Origin of the sequence: Tabrizicola sp. BL-A-41-H6, from assembly GCF_050632395.1 — a bacterium.
Lineage (GTDB): Bacteria > Pseudomonadota > Alphaproteobacteria > Rhodobacterales > Rhodobacteraceae > JAUYQR01.
This window is the reverse complement of the sequence record NZ_CP192600.1, coordinates 367,006-384,266: the sequence shown is the minus strand read 5'-3', so window position 1 is coordinate 384,266 and position 17,261 is coordinate 367,006. Positions and strand designations below refer to the sequence as shown.

Genomic DNA, 17,261 nt, shown 5'->3' with positions numbered 1-17,261 from the left:
GGAGAAGAAAGAAATGGTAATGAATATGGATCATGTCTGAGTTAAGCACATCAGAACTCCGTAGGCTCGACCTGACCTTGCTGCTGGTCTTTCTGGGGCTTGTGCGCCATCGCAAATCTCTGGACGTGGCGGCGGAGTTGGGACTGACCCAGTCCGCCATCAGCCAATCGCTGAAACGGCTGCGCGACATTTTCCAGGACGATCTGTTCCTGCGCCGCCCGCATGGGATGGAGCCCACGGCAACGGCCATGGCGCTCGAAGCGCCAGTGGCGGCCGCTGTCGATGCCTTGCGCGGTGCGCTCGGGGCCGCGCGAACCTTCGATCCTGCGACGGCGGCGGGCCTCGTTCGTGTGGCGGCGCTCGATGCCGAACAGGCTGTCCTGATCCCGCCGCTGGTCGCAAAGCTGCGGCATCTTGCCCCCGGACTGACGCTGTCGGTCCTGCCGTTGGGGCGCGGGGCTGCGGTAGACGCCTTGACAGAGGGGAGGGCCGATCTGGTGCTTGGTTATGTCTGGGACCTTCCCGATGCAATTTCCGGCGAACCGATCTACGAGGAATCCTTTCAAGTTGCGGGCCGCGCCGAAGTCTTGCCGGATGCGCCCCGAATTGACCTCGACGCATATTGCGACGCCGATCACGTGCTGATTTCGCCCGGCGGCGACCTGCGCGGGGTGGTGGATGACCAACTGCAGGCTATCGGCCGAAGCCGACGCGTGATCCTCGGCCTGCCAGCTTTTCTGCCCGCCCTTGCTGCCGTCGCCGCCTCTGGCGCGCTTGTCACCTTGCCCGCCCGCCTGGCGGCAGCCTTTGCCTCCGGCTTTGGTCTCGTCACTGCCGAGCCGCCAATTCCGGTTCGGACCTTCCCGGTGTCAGTTTTCTGGCATCGGCGAAACGATACCGACCCCAGAACCCTATGGATCAGAAAGCAACTACGCGAAGTCTAGTCCCCACCCAAGTGCGGGCGCTACAACCACATCGCAGACAGAACTTGCGCCGAGAGCAGCCGGGATCTGGAAGGGTTTGACGGCAGGGCCACCCTCTCCAGAAATTGGGCTACCTGGAATGACTTGCCAGAGAGCGGTTACAAAGCTGCCGTTGAACAGTTCCGTGCAGACGGGCGGCTAATGGGATGTGTCGGCTGCGTCCCCCACCGTTGGGTTATCCTGAAGCGGGATGACCCCTCACCTGCAGGAGAAGCAGCCATGCATGCGAAGAAGAAAGGAAGTGTTGATGAGCTTGCCGTCTTCGGGATCGACATCGGCAAGGAGACTTTTCATCTGGTCGGGTTTGACCGAGCTGGCCAGTTGGTACTGCGCAGGCAGATCAAGCGCCTTGCCAGGACCGCGGCGCTCGAGCGTTTCCCCCAGTGCGTTGTCGGTATGGAAGCGTGTCTCAGCGCCCATTTCGTCAGCCGGACGCTTCGGGGAATGGGTTTTGAGCCGCGGATCATTCCGGCCATCTACGTGAAGCTGTTCAACAAGGTCCAGAAGAACGACTACAACTACGCAGACGCCATGCAGAGGCGACGCTTCAGCCCAACCTGCGCTCGGTTGCTGAGAAGGGCCAGGATCAGCTCGATCTGCAAGCCTTGCATCGGGTCAGGGCACGGCTGGTCTCGCGGCGCACCGCAACCATCAACCAGATCCGAGCGTTCCTGATTGAGCAGGGAATCACCGTCCGCTCTGGCCTGAGGGCACTCAAGAACTCCTTCGAAGCGATCCTCGATCAACGTCGGGACGAGATTTCGCCCCGGATGCGCAGCATCCTGTTAGGTCTTTATGGCGACTGGCTCTGGCTGGACCGACGGATTGAAGATGTTTCGGCAGAGATCGAAGAGATCAGCCGCACCGAAGAGAACTGCGCAAACATCATGACCATTCCGGGCATCGGCCCGATGATCTCGACCGCGATGGTCGCGGCAGTTGGCAAGGGCGAGGCTTTCGACGGTGGCCGGGACTTTGCGGCATGGGTCGGTTTGGTGCCGACCCAATACAGCACCGGCGGGCGCACGATCCTTGGGCGGATCACCAAACGGGGCAGCCGCTCTCTGCGCATGCTGTTCGTGCAGGCTGCAAAAGTGATCATGATGCGACAGAATAGATGGTCCACCTTCAGCTTCGACCCCTCGCTGACCGAGGCGGTAGCGCGGATGCCCCGCAACAAGGCAGCCGTTGCACTGGCCAACAAGCTCGCCCGGACCGCGTGGAGCCTTTTGCGCCATGGCACCCGGTTCGACGCCGCAAAAGATATGGCCATGGAAGCGATCTGAACCTTCCAAAGCTATAAAGGGGTTCGCGACAGAGAGGACAGCATGGAACGGAGAAAATACGCCCCCAGAGTCTGGCGGCCCTTATGATCAACAAGGACCTTGCCGCTAATGAGACCAAGGCGCATTCGTAACCCCATCAAGGCCACGGCCCGCGAGCCGATCAACAGGCCGGATACATATGAGCGATTTCCGAAGCCGCGCGAAATCTCAGTTGCGAACAGCAGCCGACACATACATGAGGGCCGACCGCGTCCGGCACAGCAGAATGCCAAGGTGCACGCGGTCCCCCGCTCAGATGTTCCACACTTCAACTCGCCACCGCCCAACCTCGGGCAGTGGCGAGTTATAGAGGGTAGTGATCAGGAAGCCAAAAGCGCCAAGGCGGAGTCCAGCGCTGTCATCGATGCGGCATGATCCCCAGCGTCGTGCGCGGCCTTTCCGGTTTCATACAGCTCGATGGCGGCCGACTTGGTTGCTTCATCCACCGTGGTGGTCTGAAGCGCTGCTTCGAATTGCCCCATCAGGACCGGGCAGTTGCCTGCGAAGACGGGGGCAGCCATTCCGAACGTGAGCGCGAGGGCAAGTGCGGTTTTCTTCATTTGAACCTCCAGAAATCAAACGTGCAAAGAGTTGTGCGCGCAGGAGGTAGATCGAAAAGAGCGCAGGTGAAGGTTCTGTCGCACGAACCTCATCAGGGTGTCATCTCTTGAACCCAGCAATTTGGCCGCGTCTGGGGGCTCGATGCGCCGTAATGGGATAGCAAGGCGGATCGGCGGCACCCGCCACGCTACGGAGCTTGATCTCCGGCAACACCCTGCGATGCGATATTCTTGACTTCGATCGGTATGGACGCCTCGTCGCGCGATGCATCCTGCCCGACGGTCGCGACATCGCCGCAGAGATAATCGGCTCTGGCGCAGCAACTGAATACTGCCGCTTCTCGGCGGGGCTTCCATGGAACTTGCTGAGTAGAATCTCGCCGTCCCGCTTCCACAAACGTTCAACATGCCGCTGAAGCAGTCAATGATGCCATCCGGGATGAACTGCGTGCCGAACCCGCATGCTAATCGTTAATATGAGACGAAGAAATGTTACGCTCAACTGTTCCGGAGCTCTCGACCGTGCTGTTCATAACGAATTGATTTCTCGGGATTTTTCTTAATGGTCGGAGCGAGAGGATTCGAACCTCCGACCCCCTGCTCCCGAAGCAGGTGCGCTACCAGACTGCGCTACGCTCCGACCGTGGGCGCGGGGTTAAACGCATCTGGCGGCTTTGGCAAGGGCCAGCGCGCAAGTCACCCCTCGTCCGCGCTGCGGTCAAAGCGTTTCAGCCAGCTGGAAATCCGCGGCATCGTGCCATAGTCGAACCGCGTCCGGCTTTCGGTGACAGGGCGGTTCTGGCTGACCGAGGGCGCCTGTTCGCGCAGGACGATGTAGATGCCGGACGCGATGATCACCGCCGTCCCGACCCAGGTGTAGAAATCGACGCCCTCGTCGAAAAACAGCCAGCCGTAAAGCGCAGCCCAGATGATCTGCGAATACTGCATCGGGGCCACGATCACCGCTGGCGCGATGCGATAGGCCGCGATGATGCCCAAGGCACCCAGCATCCCCAGGAAGGCCATCACCGCGGTCAGTGCAAGGTGTTCGATCGGCATTGGCACATAGACGAAGGGCATGGTCAGCCCCATCACGAAAAAGCTGAGCACCATCGGATACAGCATCAGCACCACCGAGCGTTCGTCCGACCCGATCTTGCGCACGATGACCGACGTCAACGCCCCGGTGATCGCCGCCCCAAGTGCCGCGAGGTGGCCGATCCCCAAGGCATCGCCGCTGCCGGGGCGCAATACGATGATCACACCAATGAGACCCACGATCACCGCAACCCCACGCCGCAACCCGACCTTTTCGCCAAGCATCGGGATTGCCATCAGCGTGATCAGCAGCGGCATGGCAAAGAAGATCGCGTAGCATTGCGCTAGGGGCAGCTTGGAAAACGCGAAGAAACCCATCACGCCGGTAACCATCGCGGCCACGGTGCGCAGCGCCGTCCACCACGGGTGGCGCGGGATCAGCGTGCCGTCGCGCCGGTCTCCCATCAGCATCAGCGTGACCAGCGGAAACCCCATCAGGCCGGAAAAGAAGATGATCTGGAACGAGCTGTAAGTTTCGCCCAAAAGCTTCACCACCACGTCATGCGTCGCGTAAAAGCCGAAAGCGGCAAGCGAAAACAGCGCCCCGCGAAGGGTGGAGTTCATCTGGAAAGGGTCCGAAAAAGGGGCGGTGAAGTCCCGCCGTTACCGCAAGCATTTTTGCGCCAAAGCCCAGCAGACGCAAGGGTGGCGGCTGGTCTTTCTGCCGCCTTTCCGGTTATTCACCCGGCTTTCTGTTGCCGTGCCACGATGACCAGACCCGCAAGGATGATGATCGCCGTGCCGAGGATGGTTTGCAGGCTCATCACCTCGTCAAACAGAAGCGCGCCGAAGACCGCGGCCCAGATGATCTGGCTGTATTGCATCGGGGCCACCACGATGCCGGGCGCACGACGGTAGGCGGCGATGATCGCGAAATATCCGGCAAAGGCTGCAAGGGCCATCGCGCCGGTCACGGCAAGATCGGCGAAGGGCATCGCGCGGTAGACGAACGGCAGCGCCAACGTCGCCACGATCAGTTGCGCCATCATCGGGTATAGGATCAGCACGATGGTCCGTTCGGCGCCGCCGCTGAAGCGGATGATGACGTAGTTCGCCGCGCCAAGGATTGCGGCGGCCAGTGCGGCGGCATGGCCCCATCGCAACGACACCTGACCGGGGTCGAGCGCCACGATCACGCCCAGCAATCCCGCCACAACCGCCACGCCGCGAAGCAAGTCGATCGGTTCCTTGAGCGCGAGCGCAGACAGAACGGTGATGAAGATCGGCATAGTGAAGAAGATGGCATAGGCCTCTGCCAAGGGCAGGCTGGCGAAGGCAAAGGTGCCCGCGATGCCGTTAAGGACCACGATGAATGACCGCAGCGCCATCAGGCGGGGCTGTTCAGGGCGCAGCCGGCCGCCCGCCGGATCTGCCATGATGTGCAAGACCACCAGTGGCAGGCTCAGGACACCGGCGAAGAAGATGATCTGGAACGGGTGATAGCCGCCGCCCAGAAACTTCACCCCGATGTCGGATACGGCAAAAAGCCCCATCGCCAACAGGCCCAGAAGCGCGCCCTTCAGGTTTGAAGGTTGGGTCATGGCGCGGCGGCCCTTGGTGTCTGGTGCCGCGCCCGCCGCTTAAAGGCTGGCGTCAAGTGCTGCGATCACCGCGTCGCCCATCTGGCTGGTCGAAACCGGCACGCCGCCTTCGGGGCCCATCAGATCTGCCGTGCGGACACCGTCGGCCAGCACCTTTTCGACCGCCTGTTCAACACGGGTCGCCTCGGCCCCAAGATCGAAGGAATAGCGCAGCGCCATCGCAAACGACAGGATGCAGGCGATCGGGTTGGCCTTGCCGGTTCCGGCAATGTCGGGGGCCGATCCGTGCACCGGTTCATACAGCGCCTTCGGGCGGCCATTGGCCATCGGCAAGCCCAGCGAGGCCGAGGGCAACATGCCAAGCGACCCGGTCAGCATCGCTGCCATATCGGACAGCATGTCGCCAAACAGGTTGTCGGTGACGATCACGTCGAACTGCTTGGGCCAGCGGCACAACTGCATTGCGCCGGCGTCGGCATACATGTGGGTCAGCTCGACGTTGGGATATTCCTTGTCGTGAATCTCCTGCACCACTTCGCGCCACAGGATGCCCGATTCCATCACGTTGGCCTTCTCCATCGAGCAGACCTTGTTGTTGCGCTTGCGCGCCAGTTCGAACGCCGAACGGGCAACGCGGGCAATCTCGGATTCCGTGTAGCGCTGGGTGTTGATGCCCACCCGCTCGTTGCCTTCGGTGAAGATCCCGCGCGGCTCGCCGAAATAGATGCCCGAGGTCAGTTCGCGCACGATGACGATATCAAGGCCCGCGACGACCTCTTTCTTCAGGCTGGAGAAATCAGCCAGCGCGTCAAAGCACTGCGCCGGACGCAGGTTGGAAAACAGGTCCATCTCCTTGCGCAGGCGCAGAAGGCCGCGCTCGGGCTTCACGCTGAAATCGAGCTTGTCGTATTTCGGGCCGCCCACCGCGCCCAAAAGCACCGCGTCCACTTCTTGCGCCTTCGCCATCGTGGCATCCGTAAGCGGCGTGCCATGCACGTCATAGGCGCAGCCGCCGACAAGGTCTTCGCTGACATCGAACGCGATGCCGCGCTTGGTGCCGAACCAGCCGATGATCTTTTTCACCTCGGCCATGACTTCGGGGCCGATGCCGTCGCCGGCGAGGATAAGAAGGGATGGGTTGGCCACGGGCGTTCTCCTGCGGAAATGACGGGGATCGCGTAGCCCCTTGGCAGGTGGTGGTCAAGCGCAGACGGTTGGCTTTGCGCGGTCAGGGCAGGGTCAGGTCCACCCAGACCGGGCGGTGGCGTGATGCAGCGGCCAGATCGGCGGCAAGGGGGTCGCTGTCAGGGGGCCAGAGGACGCCTGCGCCAGTGACGGCAAGAGCGGCCGAGGGCAGCACCAGATCGACCCGAAGTCCGCCGATTTCGGCATAAAGCGCGGTGTCCAGCGCCGGGTCGCCGGCATGGTCAGGCTCCAGCCGCCCATGCGTGCCACGCGGGGCAGGGTCTTGCAGCGCGGGGTGCGCCAGAAGGGCCGCGATCCCGTCGCGAAGGCCGTCGCCATCGTTGGGGTCAAGGTTCGCATCCCCCAGCACGACGAACGGCACGGCCGGGGCGGCCATCGGCAGCGCGCCGTCCAGCATCAGCCGCCAGAACGCCGCCTCGTCATGGTTGCGGCGGCCATTGCGATCTTCCGGGCCGTCGAACACCGGGGGCGTCGCGTGCCAGGCCAGCAGGTGCAGCGGGCCTTGATCGGTCAGCACCGGCACATCCCAGAAACCCGTCGTAGCAAGGCGCTGCAAGGCAGCAAGATCGGGCGCGTCGGTGCCTAGGGTCTGCGGCAGGTCGCGCCAGAGGTAATCCGAGAAATCGCGCACCCCGGCCTCGTCCAGCGGCAAGCGCGAGAGGATCGCCATACCGCCATTTCCGGCAAACAACCCAAACCCCTGCGCATCACGCGGGTCACCGATCCGGCGGTTGCCGTCGATATCGAAACCGGTCTGGTCGCCGGTGTTCGGTCGCAGCGCGAACCGGTGCGGATAGGGCTCGCCGGCCGTTTCCAGCGCATTGGCCAAAAGGCCCAGCGCCACCAGCCCCGCGTCATAATCCACATCGGTCAACAGCAGCACATCGGCATCCAGCGCCACCAGCACCCGCACCAGCGCCGCAATCTGCGGATCATCGCCCGCGACCAGATCCTGCACCAATAGCCCCGGCCCGGTGCGCGCCAGATCGACGTTGTAGGTGGCAACGCGCAGCGGTTCTGCCGCCAGCGCCATTGGCAAGACGGCCAGCCACAGCGCAAGAAGCGTCGCGCGCAGGGTCAGGCCTTCGCCATCGCGTCAAGGGCTTCTTCGTCGGTGGGAACAAGGCCGCGCTTCGTGCGGATCATGTCAGCGATCCGGCCCATGGCCACACCCCGCATCAAAAGGCTTGCGGGCAGGAAGGCCCACGCCGCCATCGTCCAGATCAGGGTCTGCGCCGATGTCAGGGTCGAGGGCGGCAGCCCGGAACTGGCCAGCGTGACCATCGTGGGAATGAGGAAAGGCAGCAGGAAACCGACCGCAAGGTTGAACCGCGCGTCCCGCTCCAGCCGGTCGACCACGTCGCCGCCTGCGGTGGGTTCGAACGTCGGCAGGTTGACCCAGACGTTGAAGGCGCTTTTCGTCGACGGCCAGCCCGCCAGTTTCAGCACGATCACGAACACCGCCAGCGACAGGATCGACAGGAAATAAGCCGTGCCAGCCGCGGTGCGCACATCCAGCACTTCGGCCGGGGTCGCGGTTTCCGACATCATGTAGGACGCCAGCCGAACCGGCGAATAGGGGAAATCCAGCGACTGCCCGATCAGCATCCCAACGGCCCGGAAAAGCCGCGTCACGGTGGTGGGGTCTTCACGGTCTGCCACGATGACCGACAGCGTGATTATGATCGCCAGCAGCATCAGGTAACGGATGCGGTTGAACGGCGCACCATCGCGAAATTCGACAAGGCTGGGGTAGACGGCGTTGTATTCCATGAACACCAGCGCCCCGGCAAACAGCGCCATCAGCGCGACGATCTGCTTGGTATCGGTGCCGATGCCCGGCAGGATGACCGAGGGCATCACGATCAGGATCATCACCAGAAACGCGCGAACCGCCGCGCCCGTTGCACGGTTCAGCCATGTCCGGGCGTGACCGTCCATCGACGGGACGATCCGAACCTCAAGCCGGGTACCAAAGAAGTCGCGCACGTTTTTGATCAGTGCCTCAATTTTGCCCAATTTGTTAAGGCCTCCCCACGAGCGCGCAACATTTCTTCAACGAAACACCAGCTTTATGGCCATTTCAGGGACGGTCTGTTGCATAAATGCGAGAATTTTCTTTCACATTCATTAATGCGTGCAAGCGCTTACAATATCTTGTGGTTCGCCGCCAAGGAATCCACATGGCCAGTGCGCACAACCGGGCGGTGAAAACAGGCCCGTCGAACGGACCGAATCCTTCCCGAATCACTTGAATGCGAAAGGGCGCAGTCGCCTGCGCCCCTCGCTTTGATCAGAGGCCCGGTAAGGCTGGGCTCAGGCCCAGGGGCGGAGCGTGGCCGCCTTCGCCTCATAGGCGGCAATTGCGGGCGCCTTTTCCATCGTCAGGCCGATGTCATCCAGCCCGTTGATCAGGCAATGCTTTCGGTGGCTGTCCACCTCGAACGGGAACACCTTGCCGTCCGATGTGGTGACCGTCTGCGACGGCAAATCGACGGTGATCCGGGCATTGGCGCCTTTGCGGGCATCAGCCATCAGCGCATCCACCACATCCTGCGGCATCACGATCGGCAGGATGCCGTTCTTGAAGCAGTTGTTGTAGAAAATGTCAGCAAAGCTGGTCGAGATCACGCAGCGGATGCCGAAATCCAGAAGCGCCCAAGGCGCATGTTCGCGCGAGGAGCCGCAGCCGAAGTTGTCGCCTGCCACCAGAATCTCGGCGTTGCGATAGGCCGGCTGGTTCAGCACGAAATCCGGGATTTCCTTGCCGTCCTGGGTGTAGCGCATCTCGTCGAACAGGTTCACGCCCAGTCCTGACCGCTTGATGGTCTTGAGGAACTGCTTGGGGATGATCATGTCGGTGTCGATGTTGACCAGCGGCATCGGCGCGGCAATGCCGGTCAGGGTGGTGAACTTGTCCATCAGGTTACTCCTTTATCATCCGCCAGAAAGCGGAACGGGTTGCGGCATGGGACCGACCGGATTCAGCACCCAATCATAGACCGCCGAAATCTGGCGGGCCTTGCGGTCCCAGGTAAAAAGCTGGGCGACGCGGGCGCGCGCCGCCGCAGAGCGGGGTGGCAGGGCTTCGGGCGCGTCAAGGATGGTGCCAAGGCAATCACGCAGCCGATCGATGATCTGGGAACGGTTGCCCATCTTGTAGCCGACCGCGTCGTCGACCAGTTCCCCCGGCCCCGCGTAATCGCAGATCACCGGAACCACGCCCAGCGCCATCGCCTCCAGCACCACCCCACCGCCGAATTCCCGGATCGAGGGGAAGGTCAGCAGGTTGGCCTGCGACAGGATCTTCTGCACCTCGCGGTGATCGACCCAGCCGTGCAGACGGACGGCGTCGCCAATGCCCCGCTCTGCGATCATCGCCTGCAGCACCGGCATCATCGGCCCGTCGCCAAGGATATCCAGCGTCAGTCGACCTGCGCGCAGGTGCGGGTCGGCCGCCTCGATCAGCATGTCACACCCTTTGTAGGGAACCAACCGCCCGACAAAGCAGCCGCGGATCGGGCCTGTGATGTCCTGCAGCGACACGGCGTTGAAGCGTGCAGGATCAATGCCGTTTTCGGGGATCAGCGTGACCTTCGCCTGTTGCGCCGCCGGAATCTCGCGCGCGGTGTGGCGTGATCCGGCGATCACGGCGGCGGTCGCGCGAAACATGCGGCTGCGCGACGACGACAGGCGATAAACCCCCCGCAGATACGAAAGCCACTCCCGCTCGCGCCGACGTTCCGCGTCGAATCCCTCGGGCCAGGGCACCCCGCCATTCAGTGGCCCCAAGACAAAAGGCACACCAGCCCGCGCGCATTTTGCGGCAATGCTGCTGGTGGCGGTGGGGGTCAAAGGTGTCACCCGGTGAACGATATCAAAGGCACCACCCTTGATCCGGTCTCCGAACACTTGCCAGAGCTCGCGTTCGAAATAGCGGTAGGCCAGCGCCGACGACAATGCGGTCACCATTGTCCAGCCCTTGCCACTGCCCATCCGCAAGACCTCGGCCATCTTGTAGACCGGCCGCGCAACCGCCTCGGAGTCGATGGCGGCGAAGTCCGTCCCCTCGATCAGGCCGGCACGCAGAAAGGCGTCGCGGTTGCGGATCTGGGTTACGATGAAGACATCATGATGCGCCCTGAGCGCCGTGGCGATAGACCACCCGACCAGCGGCACAGAAACCCATTCAGGATTTGCCGCCTCGGCGATGACAAGCACCCGCAGCCGACGTGCCATGCCATCCCGACCCGGATCAACCGGGGCAAAGGGCTGGCTGGCACGACCGGCATCGCGCGATGTCATGCGGTCTGCGCCTGACCCATCATTTCGCGCACGTCCGTCAGGCGCCCGGTGATCGCCGCCGCCGCCGCCATCGCGGGCGACAGAAGGTGCGTGCGCCCGCCCCGGCCCTGACGGCCTTCGAAGTTGCGGTTCGACGTGGCCGCACAGCGTTCGCCCGGCGAAAGTTGGTCGGGGTTCATCGCAAGGCACATGGAGCAACCCGCCAGACGCCATTCAAACCCGGCGTCGATGAAAATCTGCGCCAGACCTTCTTCTTCCGCCTGCGCCCGCACCAGACCCGAACCCGGCACCACCATAGCCCGGATGCCGTCCTTCTTCTTCTTGCCCTTCAGGATCGCCGCAGCGGCCCGCAGGTCTTCGATCCGGCCGTTGGTGCAAGACCCGATGAACACAGTGTCGATCTCGATCTCGCTCAGCTTCTGGCCGGGGGTCAGGCCCATATACTCCAGCGACCGCTGCACCGCCTCGACCTTGCCGCCGGTGAAATCCGACGGCGAGGGGACGACGCCGGTGATCGGCAGCACATCCTCGGGGCTGGTGCCCCATGTCACGACCGGGGCGATATCCTCGCCCTTGATCGTCACGACCTTGTCGAAATGCGCGCCCTCGTCGGTATAAAGCGTCTTCCAGTAGGCCAGCGCCGCCTCCCACTTCGCACCTTTCGGTGCGTGCGGGCGGCCCATGCAATAGGCAAAGGTCTTTTCGTCCGGCGCGATCAGGCCGGCGCGGGCGCCACCCTCGATCGCCATGTTGCAGACGGTCATGCGGCCTTCCATCGACAACTCGCGGATCGCCTGACCACAGTATTCGATCACATAGCCCGTACCGCCCGCGGTGCCGGTTTCACCGATCACCGACAGGGTGATGTCCTTGGCCGTCACGCCGGGGCGCAACGAACCGGTGATCTCGACCTTCATGTTCTTGGCCTTGCGCTGGATCAGCGTCTGCGTCGCCAGCACATGCTCCACCTCCGACGTGCCGATGCCGTGGGCCAGCGAGCCGAACGCACCATGCGTCGCGGTGTGGCTGTCACCACAGACCACGGTCATGCCCGGCAGCGTCCAGCCCTGTTCCGGCCCGACGATGTGGACGATGCCTTGGCGCACATCGGACACCGGATAGTAGTTGATCCCGAAATCCTTGGCGTTCTGGTCAAGGGCTGCCACCTGCACGCGGCTGTCTTCGGTCATCGTGGCCGCATTGGCGCGGTCCAGCGTTGTCGGCACGTTATGGTCCGGCACGGCGATGGTCTTTTCCGGGGCGCGCACCTTGCGGCCCGTCATCCGCAGCCCTTCGAAGGCTTGCGGGCTGGTCACCTCATGCACGAGGTGGCGGTCGATATACAGCAGGCAGGTGCCATCCTCGGCCTGATGGACAACGTGGTCGTCCCAGATCTTGTCATAAAGCGTGCGCGGAGCGGTCATGGCTCATCTCATCTGTTTGGCGAATGGGGAAAGTCGGCAGACGCGGGAAAGGCGTCAGGCAAGTCGTGCGAGGACAGACCGGTTCAGCGCGGTGAACCGCCACGGCAGGCGATCATGGTCGGCAATGTCGAAAAAGCGCGTCATGCGCAGCGAAATACGCCTTTGCCCCTCGCAAAGCAAGGCCGGCGCGCACATCTGAAGGGTAAACACACACGCGAAGGGGCTGACCATGCGCTGGATCCTGGCGATGACATTGGCGGCCGGCCTCTCTGCCCCGGCGGAGGCTGACATGTACAACGGCAACGAAACCCCGGACTACACGGTTGAAAGCACCGAAGGCGCGGTCGAAATCCGCAGCTATCCCCCGCATATCGCGGCGGAAGTCACGGTATCGGGCAGCCGTGACGCCGCGATCAACGCGGGCTTTCGCGTCCTGGCGGGTTACATCTTCGGCGGCAACGAGGCGAAGGCCAAGGTCGCGATGACCACGCCCGTCATCCAGGCACCGTCTGAAAAGATCGCCATGACCACCCCCGTGACGCAGGTGGAATCGGATCAGGGCTGGACCGTTCAGTTCATGATGCCGTCCGAATACACGCTGGACACACTGCCAAAACCCAAGGACAGCCGCATCCGGTTCATTACCACCGATCCCGTGCGTATGGCCGTCCTGCGGTTCTCGGGCATCCCCACCACCGCCGCCTTGGCAAAACGCACCGAGGAATTGCGCGCCTGGGCCGCCGCCAAGGGGCTGACCCTGTCCGGCGCACCGCAGTTCATGTTCTACGACCCCCCGTTCCGGATGCCGTGGAACCGCCGAAACGAAGTGGCTTTCACCCTGAAGTGAGCCATGCCTTGCCAAGCCACCGCCCGAAAGGTAGTGCCCCAGCCTTCGGTCGGTTGAGATTGCGCCCTTTGGGTGGTAGCCTTGACTGAATTGCTGGCGCGGAAGCCGTTCCGCGCGTTCCATGGAGGACTTTGTCCTGTCTCATTCTGATCCAGCGACCGGCCTTCCGGTCGGCCCGCGCCCGACAAACCCCGCAGAGCCGGGTTATTCCTCTGAACAGGTTCTGGCCGCTGTCCTTGCCTCGGTCGACGACGACAAGGCCGAGGATATCGTCCAGATCGACCTGCGCGGTCGGTCCGACGTTGCCGATTACATGGTCATCTGTTCGGGACGGTCGTCGCGGCAGGTGGCCTCGATCTCGGAAAAGCTGGCCGACCGGCTGAAGCAGGAGTTCCGCATTTCCGCCAAGATGGAAGGCAAGGAAACCGGCGACTGGGTGTTGATCGACGCGTCCGACGTGATCGTCCACGTCTTCCGCCCCGAGGTTCGGGAATTCTACCAGCTTGAAAAGATGTGGCTTCCCGCAGGGTCCACGCTGGCCGCCAAAGGCTGATGCGGCTTCACCTGTGCGCCGTTGGTCGGCTGCGCGCCGGGCCTGAACGCGTGCTGGTGGATGATTACCTTGCCCGCGCCGACCGCACCGGTCGCGCGCTGGGCCTTGGCCCTGTCACCGAACACGAGGTCGAAGACAAGCGCGGCGGTGGCATGGCGGCTGAAGCCGAGCTTCTGGCGCGCGCCCTGCCCGCCGGCGCGGCGCTGGTTGTGCTGGATGAACGCGGCAAGACCCTGTCCAGCCCAGACCTTGCCACCCAGCTTGCCCAGTGGCGTGACACCGGCCGGCAGGACGCGGCTTTCATCATCGGCGGCGCAGATGGAATCGACCCCGGCCTGCGCGCCCGCGCCGATCTTGCGATCAGCTTTGGCCGCATGGTCTGGCCGCACATGCTGGTGCGCGTGATGCTGGCCGAACAGCTTTACCGCGCCACGACGATCCTGTCCGGCTCGCCGTATCACCGGGTCTGAGCGCGGCTGCGCGTCAGCGTGTAAATGCCCGAGGCCACGACCAGCGCCGCACCGGCCCAAGTCGCCGCATCCGGCCGCTCATTGAATATCGCCATCGCAAGGATCATTGCGAACACCAGACGGGTGTAGCGAAACGGCGTGACCAGCGACACTTCGCCCGTCCGCATCGCCCCGGTCAACGCGTGATATCCAAGGATGCCGAACACGCTGCCCCCCGCAATTAGCGCCAGCCCATGCAGGTCCGGAAGCACTGCCCCGCCGCTCCACGCAAGCAAGATCGCACCCGCCGTCGCCAGCATGGCAAACCCCAGAATTCCCAACTGCCGGTTCGACAGCCCCTTGGGCGCCGCCCGCGTCGCAAGGTCACGCCCGGCAAAGCCCAACAGACCCACGACAGCCAACAGCGACAGGGCAGAAAACCCCTCCACCCCCGGTCGCAGGATGACAAGCACGCCGACAAACCCGACGATAACCGCCAGCCAGCGTTGCCAGCCGACCTTCTCGCCAAAGAACAGCGCCGCCGCCGCAACCACGACCAACGGCGTCGCCTGCAGGATCGCAGAGGTGGTGGACAGCGCCGTCAGCGCAATGGAAAGGCCATAGAACAGACGCCCCACCACCTCGAACGCCGACCGCACCAGCATCGCCGGGGCCACAAAGGCGCGCGGTGCCACCGTTTCGCCCCTTGCCTTTGCCATCAGGGCGAACACCAGCACCCCGACGATCCCCATCAGCAGCAGGATCTGGCCCAAGGGCATCACCTTGGCGGCGGCCTTGACGAACACGTCCTCAACCGCAAAGCCCGCCATCGAGCCGGTCATGTAAAGCGCGCCGCGATGGTTGTCCGACAGGATCACCGCGCGCCCCAGGTGTCGGACAGCCGGTAACCTTCTGGCCACGGATCGGCGGGGTCCAGCATGTGCTGGTGCGTGCCGGTGATCCACGCCCGGCCCGAGATTTCGGGCAGGATCGCAGGCTTCTCACCCACCCGAGCCGCGCCGACGATGCGCCCCTCGAACTGCCCGCCGATCAGCGACCGCGCCCGCAACACCTCGCCCGGCCCGATCTGGCCGCGCGCCGCCATCAGCGCCAGCCGCGCCGAAACCGCCGTGCCGGTGGGAGACCGGTCGATCTTGCCGGGGCGAACGGAAACGGCGTGCTTCGTCTCCCAGCCATCCGCCACCCGCACCAATGGCCCCGCGAACAGGCAGAACGAAAAATGCCGCCAGTCCGGGTTTTCGGGGTGCGAAAAGCCGATCTGCTCATCCGCCGCCGTGGTGATCTGGACACCCAGCTTTGCCATCGCATGGGCCTCCTCGGGCGCATGGTTAAAGCCCAGCGCCGCAGCGTCCACCACCACGAAACTGTCCGCCCCATAGGCCGTGTCCACGATCAACCGCCCGATCCCCGGAACCTCCAGCGGCACCCCCAGACGGTCGGCAAAAGACGGCAGGTTGCGCACGAAGATGCGCTCGGCCTTGCCGTTTCGGCATTCCGCCCGCACCGCAACCAGACCGCCGGGCGCTTCCAGAACCAACTCCGTCACCGGCTCCACCATCGGGATGATGCCGCTGTCCAGAAGCACGGTCGCCACGCAGATCGAGTTTGATCCCGACATCGGCGGGTTGTCTTCGGGTTCCATGATGATGAAGCCCATCTGTGCGCGCGGGTCTTTCGGCGGCACCAGCAGGTTCACATGCCGGAACACCCCGCCGCGCGGTTCGTTCAGCAGGAACCGCCGCAGGGTCTGGTCCTGCCACAGCGCCTCGCGCATCTCCCACAGGGTAGCGCCCGGCGGCGGTGCAACGCCGCCGACGATCACGTCACCAACCTCGCCCTCGGCATGAGCCGAAATCACGTGAATTACCTTGGATGTTCGCATCTTGCCCTCACCAGCGGTCCTTCATCTGTCAGGAACTATCCCTGCCAGAGGTTTCCGGCCTTGCCCGCAGAAGCCTCCGGCGGGGATATTTGAAGACAGCTGAAACCGGTCAGATCACACCGGCGTGCTTCATCGCGGCCTTGATCTTCGCCTTGGTGCCATCGGTCAGCCCAACCAGCGGCAGCCGAACTTCCTCGCTGCACAGCCCCAGCAGCGAAAGCCCGTATTTCGCGCCGACCAACCCCGGTTCGATGAAGATCGCCTCGTGCAGCGGCATCAGCCGGTCCTGATACTCCAGCGCGCGGGCGTAATCGCCGGCCAGCGTTGCCGCCTGGAACTCGGCGCACAGGCGCGGCGCGACGTTCGCGGTCACCGAAATGCAGCCGACCCCGCCATGCGCGTTGAAGCCAAGCGCGGTCGCGTCCTCGCCCGACAGCTGGATGAAGTCCGCCCCGCAGGTCGCGCGTTGCATCGACACGCGCTCGATCTTGCCGGTTGCGTCCTTGACCCCGATGATCCGGGGCAACTCGGCCAGCTTGCCCATCGTTTCGGGGCTCATGTCCACGACCGAGCGGCCGGGAATGTTGTAGATGATGATCGGCAACCGGCAGCAATCATGCAGCGCTGTGTAATGCGCGATGAGGCCCGCCTGCGTCGGCTTGTTGTAGTAGGGCGTTACCACCAGCGCCGCATCGGCCCCGACCTTTTCGGCGTGCCGGATGAGGGAAATCCCCTCGACCGTGTTGTTCGACCCCGCGCCCGCGATCACCGGCACCCGGCCCGCAACGGCGGCGACCACTTCCTCGATCACCTTTTGATGTTCGGCGTGGCTCAGCGTCGGGCTTTCGCCCGTGGTGCCCACCGGCACGATCCCGGTCGACCCTTCGGCAATGTGCCAGTCGACGAGTTTTTTCAGCGTCACCAGATCGAGTTCGCCGTTCTTGAACGGCGTCACCAGGGCTGGAATGGACCCTCTGATCATGACGCATCTCCCTCATTGGACCATCCGGCCCGGTTGCAAACGCCATCGTCTTAGACCGGTCCCCCCGCAAAGCCAAGTCTTGCAG

The 17,261-nt window shown here is 63.6% G+C and carries 16 protein-coding genes, 1 tRNA gene and 2 pseudogenes; 6 read left to right on the top strand and 13 right to left on the bottom strand.

Annotation, left to right across the window (positions count from 1 at the left end; translation table 11 throughout):
- Nucleotides 1-32 precede the first annotated feature (32 nt).
- Nucleotides 33-944: a LysR family transcriptional regulator gene (locus tag ACROUL_RS01880; protein WP_431297860.1), complete on the top strand. Its 912-nt coding sequence runs from the start codon at nt 33-35 to the stop codon at nt 942-944.
- Between the two features lie 258 nt (nt 945-1,202).
- A pseudogene (locus ACROUL_RS01875) lies at nt 1,203-2,269 on the top strand (IS110 family transposase).
- 359 nt (nt 2,270-2,628) lie between these two features.
- Here ACROUL_RS01875 and ACROUL_RS01870 read toward each other — a convergent pair.
- Entirely contained in the window at nt 2,629-2,868 is a 240-nt protein-coding gene (locus ACROUL_RS01870) for a hypothetical protein (protein WP_431297859.1), read from the bottom strand.
- Between the two features lie 179 nt (nt 2,869-3,047).
- On the opposite strand from ACROUL_RS01870, the pseudogene ACROUL_RS01865 reads away from it, so the two are divergent.
- A pseudogene (locus ACROUL_RS01865) lies at nt 3,048-3,284 on the top strand (thermonuclease family protein); the annotation flags it as partial.
- Nucleotides 3,285-3,431: 147 nt separating this feature from the next.
- Here ACROUL_RS01865 and ACROUL_RS01860 read toward each other — a convergent pair.
- The 9 genes from ACROUL_RS01860 to leuC form a co-directional block, all read right to left on the bottom strand.
- Nucleotides 3,432-3,508: transfer RNA gene (locus tag ACROUL_RS01860), tRNA-Pro, on the bottom strand.
- 56 nt (nt 3,509-3,564) lie between these two features.
- The gene (locus ACROUL_RS01855; RefSeq protein ID WP_431297858.1) at nt 3,565-4,530 is read right to left on the bottom strand and encodes a DMT family transporter; all 966 of its coding nucleotides are present in this window, start codon (nt 4,528-4,530) and stop codon (nt 3,565-3,567) included.
- A 116-nt stretch (nt 4,531-4,646) separates the two neighbouring features.
- A complete protein-coding gene (locus tag ACROUL_RS01850) occupies nt 4,647-5,507 on the bottom strand; it encodes a DMT family transporter (protein WP_431297857.1) in 861 nt (286 codons plus the stop codon).
- A 39-nt stretch (nt 5,508-5,546) separates the two neighbouring features.
- A complete protein-coding gene (gene leuB, locus ACROUL_RS01845) occupies nt 5,547-6,653 on the bottom strand; it encodes a 3-isopropylmalate dehydrogenase (protein ID WP_431297856.1) in 1,107 nt (368 codons plus the stop codon).
- Between the two features lie 82 nt (nt 6,654-6,735).
- Complete coding sequence (locus ACROUL_RS01840) at nt 6,736-7,746, bottom strand: endonuclease/exonuclease/phosphatase family protein (RefSeq protein WP_431297855.1); 1,011 nt, start codon at nt 7,744-7,746, stop codon at nt 6,736-6,738.
- Between the two features lie 44 nt (nt 7,747-7,790).
- Nucleotides 7,791-8,654 (bottom strand): hypothetical protein, encoded by an 864-nt coding sequence (locus tag ACROUL_RS01835; protein ID WP_431301225.1) that lies wholly within the window; start codon nt 8,652-8,654, stop codon nt 7,791-7,793.
- Between the two features lie 375 nt (nt 8,655-9,029).
- Nucleotides 9,030-9,635, bottom strand: a complete 606-nt coding sequence (gene leuD, locus ACROUL_RS01830) for a 3-isopropylmalate dehydratase small subunit (protein ID WP_431297854.1) — start codon at nt 9,633-9,635, stop codon at nt 9,030-9,032.
- 15 nt (nt 9,636-9,650) lie between these two features.
- Nucleotides 9,651-10,952, bottom strand: coding sequence for a glycosyltransferase family 4 protein (locus tag ACROUL_RS01825; protein WP_431301224.1), 1,302 nt, complete (start codon nt 10,950-10,952; stop codon nt 9,651-9,653).
- Between the two features lie 62 nt (nt 10,953-11,014).
- Nucleotides 11,015-12,442: a 3-isopropylmalate dehydratase large subunit gene (gene leuC, locus ACROUL_RS01820; RefSeq protein ID WP_431297853.1), complete on the bottom strand. Its 1,428-nt coding sequence runs from the start codon at nt 12,440-12,442 to the stop codon at nt 11,015-11,017.
- A gap of 229 nt (nt 12,443-12,671) precedes the next feature.
- On the opposite strand from leuC, the gene ACROUL_RS01815 reads away from it, so the two are divergent.
- The 3 genes from ACROUL_RS01815 (at nt 12,672) to rlmH (ending at nt 14,312) form a co-directional block, all read left to right on the top strand.
- Nucleotides 12,672-13,289, top strand: a complete 618-nt coding sequence (locus ACROUL_RS01815; RefSeq protein WP_431297852.1) for an SOUL family heme-binding protein — start codon at nt 12,672-12,674, stop codon at nt 13,287-13,289.
- Nucleotides 13,290-13,410: 121 nt separating this feature from the next.
- The gene (rsfS, locus tag ACROUL_RS01810; protein WP_431297851.1) at nt 13,411-13,842 is read left to right on the top strand and encodes a ribosome silencing factor; all 432 of its coding nucleotides are present in this window, start codon (nt 13,411-13,413) and stop codon (nt 13,840-13,842) included.
- Nucleotides 13,842-14,312 carry a 23S rRNA (pseudouridine(1915)-N(3))-methyltransferase RlmH gene (gene rlmH, locus ACROUL_RS01805; RefSeq protein ID WP_431297850.1) on the top strand — a complete coding sequence of 157 codons (471 nt, stop codon included), beginning with the start codon at nt 13,842-13,844 and terminating at the stop codon, nt 14,310-14,312. Before rsfS ends, rlmH begins: the two co-directional genes overlap by 1 nt.
- Here the strand turns inward: rlmH and ACROUL_RS01800 are convergent.
- The 3 genes from ACROUL_RS01800 to dapA form a co-directional block, all read right to left on the bottom strand.
- On the bottom strand, nt 14,300-15,169 hold the full coding sequence (locus ACROUL_RS01800) for a DMT family transporter (RefSeq protein ID WP_431297849.1): 870 nt from the start codon (nt 15,167-15,169) through the stop codon (nt 14,300-14,302). The two genes, rlmH and ACROUL_RS01800, sit on opposite strands and share 13 nt — an antisense overlap.
- Complete coding sequence (locus ACROUL_RS01795) at nt 15,166-16,194, bottom strand: trans-3-hydroxy-L-proline dehydratase (protein ID WP_431297848.1); 1,029 nt, start codon at nt 16,192-16,194, stop codon at nt 15,166-15,168. The genes ACROUL_RS01800 and ACROUL_RS01795 overlap by 4 nt, the downstream gene beginning before the upstream one ends.
- A 109-nt stretch (nt 16,195-16,303) precedes the next feature.
- Complete coding sequence (gene dapA, locus ACROUL_RS01790) at nt 16,304-17,176, bottom strand: 4-hydroxy-tetrahydrodipicolinate synthase (protein WP_431297847.1); 873 nt, start codon at nt 17,174-17,176, stop codon at nt 16,304-16,306.
- Nucleotides 17,177-17,261: the final 85 nt, after the last annotated feature.